Origin of the sequence: Pengzhenrongella sp. (assembly GCF_036565025.1) — a bacterium.
Lineage (GTDB): Bacteria > Actinomycetota > Actinomycetes > Actinomycetales > Cellulomonadaceae > Pengzhenrongella.
On the sequence record NZ_DATCNW010000208.1, the window covers coordinates 1 to 4,084 of the forward strand.

Annotated in this window: 4 protein-coding genes; 2 read left to right on the top strand and 2 right to left on the bottom strand. The window is 71.5% G+C overall.

The features are described from left to right. The coding region (locus VIM26_RS12020; RefSeq protein WP_331951456.1) for a bifunctional diguanylate cyclase/phosphodiesterase at nt 1-1,398 on the top strand (1,398 nt) is incomplete at its 5' end. Here the strand turns inward: VIM26_RS12020 and VIM26_RS12025 are convergent. Next, nucleotides 1,395-2,243, bottom strand: coding sequence for a hypothetical protein (locus tag VIM26_RS12025; protein WP_331951458.1), 849 nt, complete (start codon nt 2,241-2,243; stop codon nt 1,395-1,397). The genes VIM26_RS12020 and VIM26_RS12025 overlap by 4 nt on opposite strands. A 120-nt stretch (nt 2,244-2,363) precedes the next feature. On the opposite strand from VIM26_RS12025, the gene VIM26_RS12030 reads away from it, so the two are divergent. Further along, nucleotides 2,364-3,131 carry a DUF5995 family protein gene (locus VIM26_RS12030; RefSeq protein ID WP_331951460.1) on the top strand — a complete coding sequence of 256 codons (768 nt, stop codon included), beginning with the start codon at nt 2,364-2,366 and terminating at the stop codon, nt 3,129-3,131. A 17-nt stretch (nt 3,132-3,148) separates the two neighbouring features. Here VIM26_RS12030 and VIM26_RS12035 read toward each other — a convergent pair whose 3' ends face one another. Beyond that, complete coding sequence (locus VIM26_RS12035) at nt 3,149-3,667, bottom strand: GNAT family N-acetyltransferase (protein WP_331951462.1); 519 nt, start codon at nt 3,665-3,667, stop codon at nt 3,149-3,151. Nucleotides 3,668-4,084: the final 417 nt, after the last annotated feature.

A 4,084-nucleotide genomic window follows, 5' to 3' on the forward strand; every position in this document is an offset into this window, starting at 1 on the left:
CCTGGCGACCGCCTCGTCGTGTGGCTGGCCGGGGCCACCATCTGCCTCGCGCTCGCGCGCACCACGCTCACCCTGCGGGAGGTCCGCAGCCTCGGCGAGGCACGCCGCCAGGCCCGCACCGACGACCTGACCAACCTGCCGAACCGGCGCGCGCTCCTCGAGGAGCTCGCCGAGGCGGAGAGCATCGGCCCGAGCTACGCCCTGCTGCTCATCGACCTCGACCGGTTCAAGGAGATCAACGACAGCTTCGGCCATCCGGTCGGTGACCGGCTGCTACGCATGGTCGGCGCACGGCTCTCCCGGGTCCTGGACGAGGAGGCGCGGCTCTCGCGGATGGGCGGTGACGAGTTCGCCGTGCTGCTGCGCGGCGCCGACGGCCCCACCGCGACCCGCGTCGCGCGGGAGATGAACGCGGTGCTGCGCGACACCTTCGTGCTCGACGGAATGCCGATGCACATCGAGGCGAGCATCGGGATATCTCTCGCGCCGACACACGGTTCGACTCCCGCGCTCCTGCTGCAGCGCGCCGACCTGGCGATGTACAAGGCCAAGCGCGCGGGCATCGGGTGCGCCATCTACGAGCCGGGCGAGGCGGGCGACGCCCGCAACCGCCGGCAGACCCTCGAAGAGCTGCGCACCGCACTGGTCACCGGCCAGCTCGTCGTGCACTTCCAGCCGAAGCTCGAGCTGGCCACCGGCCGCGTCGTCGGGGCCGAGGCACTGGTCCGCTGGCAGCACCCGACGCGCGGCCTGCTCTACCCCGACGGGTTCCTGCCGCTCGCCGAGCAGGCCGGGCTGATGCGCGACATCGCGCGCGAGGTGCTCGGGCAGTCGCTGCGGGCGGTCAGGTCCTGGCGCGAGGCGGGCCACGACCTGCACGTCGCGGTCAACCTGTCGGTGTCCGACCTGCAGGACACGGCCCTGCCCGCCCAGGTGCGCGCGCTGCTCGATGCCCACGACGTGCCGGCCCGGGCGCTCGTGCTGGAGATCACCGAGAACGTGCTGATGGCCGACGCCGCCCGCTCCCAGCTCGTGCTGACCGACCTGCGCGCCTTGGGCGTGCGCCTCGCGGTGGACGACTACGGGACCGGGTACAGCTCCCTGTCCTACCTGCACGAGCTGCCGGTGGACGAGCTCAAGCTCGACCGCAGCTTCGTCACCCACCTGAGCACGGACCGCCGCGCCGCCGCGATCGTGCGCAGCACCGTCCGGCTCGCCCACGACCTCGGCATGGTCATGCTCGCCGAAGGCGTCGAAGACGCCCAGGTCCTGGACAGCCTCACCGCATGGCGCTGCGACCTCGCACAGGGCTACCACATCGCCCGCCCGATGGCCCCGGAGCTGTTCGAACCGTGGCTCGCCGCCCACAGCGCAGCGCATGCGGACCTGCCGCGCTAGTCCGCGCCGACCCCCGCTTGCCGGTGCCGGATCTCCATCAGGTACCAGAGCCTCGCCGATCCCAGCAGCACGGCGACGAACCCGCCGAGCATCAGCCAGGTCAGGAATCGACCGGTATCGAACTCGGCCCGAGCCCGCACCCCTGCGACGAGCATGAGCGCGACCATCAGCCCCTCCACCTGGAACATCAAGCGGACCGACGACCACCGAGGATCGACGAGCACCCCGATGCCCGCGCTGCCGAGACAGAACACCGCGCCGACCACGCGGCACGTCAGCGGCGTCAGTGCCCATGGCCAGATCGCGATGACCTGGGCCGGCACGAGGAACATGACGATGCCCTGGACGAGCGCGAGCAGCCCGACCGCGCCGATGCACCATCGCGCGGCCACGCCGAGGCGGCGCTCGTCGAGTCCGGGCGGCGCGGCGAACCGCCGGTTGGCGAGCCAGCCACCGAGGACCAGGAACGGCGTCGTGAGGTACAGGCCGGCCCACAGCCAGAACGCCACGGCCCGGTGGTTGAACTTGTCCCAGTGCACGATCGTCGCGACGGCGAGCAGGCCCGCAAAGAGGGAGACCGACAAGAGCCCCGTCCGCACCGCGTTCCAGCGCGGCTCGCGCAGCACTCGGACGAAGAAGTAGGCGCCGCCGAGGTAGGCCGACGCAAGCACCATCGACGTCATCGTCGAGGTGATGGTCCACGCGAACAGCCGCGTCGTGTCGCTGGGGAAGACGTACAGCACGACGAACGCGGCCAGCAGGAACGGAATGATCACCAGGGACAACCCCCGGACGTAGGCCAGGACGCGGTCGTCCCGAGCAGTCACGCGCACGGTGCTCGCCATACCTACCGACGATAGGCCCGCCGGCCACCGCTCGCCCGGTCACGGCCGATGGCGGCGCACTCCGGGGCGGACGAGAATCGCTGTGTCCGGCCCGGCACGCACGCGAGGCAAGGAACGATCATGGCGATCCTCAACGAACACGCAGCCGGCCAGCCCGAGCCGATCGCGGCCGTCGTCGCGGGCATGCGCGAGCGCCTGGACCGGCTCCCGCCCCGGCTCGCGCACCAGCGCGTGTTCCTGACGACCTACCAGCGCACGACCCTGGCGGTGGGCCGAGCGGTCGCGGGCGGAGTCTTCGAGGACCCGGACTGGGTGGAGCGCTGGGATGTCGCGTTCGCCGATCTGTACCTCGCGGCGCTGGACACCGAGCTGGCGGGCGGCGGACGGGCCCCCCGCCCGTGGCGGCTGGCGTTCGCGGCGCCGCCCGCCCTGCCACCGCTGCGGCATGTCCTGCTCGGCATCAACGCCCACGTGAACTACGACCTGCCCCAGGCCCTGCTCGCGGTCATCAGCGAGGACGACTTCGCCGACGCCGCCCTGCTCGACCGGCGCCGCCGCGACCACGAACACATCGACCGCATCCTGGCGTCCCGGGTCGCGGCCGAGGACGACGAGCTGGCCGGCCACCGGACCCTGCTCGACCGGGTCCTGACCCCGCTGAACCACCAGGGCTCCAAACGGTTCCTGCGCGAGGCGCGCCAGAAGGTCTGGCACAACACGCTCGAGCTGCACAATGCGCGGATCGCGGGGCCGGCGCAGTACGCCGTCCGGCTCGCCGAGCTCGAGGTGCTCAGCGCCGCGAAGATCGCGGACCTGCTCCGGCCCGGCCAGGTCGTGCTGCGCCTGGCCGTCGCCGGCTTCGGCGTCACCCTCCCGCCGCCGGACTGACGAGGCGGCGCGGACCGCTATGTGAGGGCGACCCGCCAGTCGTTGCAGCGCATCAGGGTGCCCGGGGGGTTCTCGAACTCGCACTCGCCGACGAGGTCGAACCCGACCTTGCGGCAGATGGCGTTGGACGCCGGATTGTCGACGGACGGGAAGGCGTGCAGGTGCGCGCGCCTGCGCTGGGCGCGCGCGGCCTCGATCACGGCGCCGACGGCGGTCGACGCGAGTCCGCGTCCCTGGTGCGACGTCAGGACGCTCCAGCCGGCTTCATAGACGGTGTCCCCGTTCCAGTCCCGCTCCCAGTAGCCGATCGCCCCCACCGGGACCCGCTCGGGAAGCAGCACGATCCGGAACATCTTGCCGGTGTCGTTCGCATTCAGCGTCAGATAGCGGTCGTGCCGGATCACGGTCTGCGCCTCGGACTCCGGGCCGCCGAGATGTTCGGTCATCTCCGGGGTGTTGATCGCGCGGAGCAGGTCGAGGTCGCCGTCCGACCACGGCACGATCTGCATGGAGCGCCCGGCGGCGTGGTCGTCCACAGGTGCGCCCGCTTTCACCGGTCGAGCCAACGTTGACCCAGGGTTTCCTGGGGCGGTTCGTCGAACAACTGACACCCGCTGCCTCCAGTGAAGCAGTTACCTTCGCCGACTTCCGTCGAATGCCAACCGCTGATCCGGCCGCCATCTGCCGCCGAGACGTCGATTTCCGCCCATCGGATTCGATCCGGATGGGCGGATTTTGACTTCTCGGCGAGCGGACGGGGGGTTGCGGGCGCGCCTCAGACCGGGTGGTCGGCTAGGTCGGTGCGCGCTGCGCCGCGGGCGGCGAGCCACGGTTCGAACAGCTCCGGGGCCATCGGGCGGGCGATGTGGTAGCCCTGTGCGAGGTCGCAGCGCCATGCGGTGAGGCTGTCCAGGACCTGGGCGTCTTCGACGCCTTCGGCGAGCATGACCATG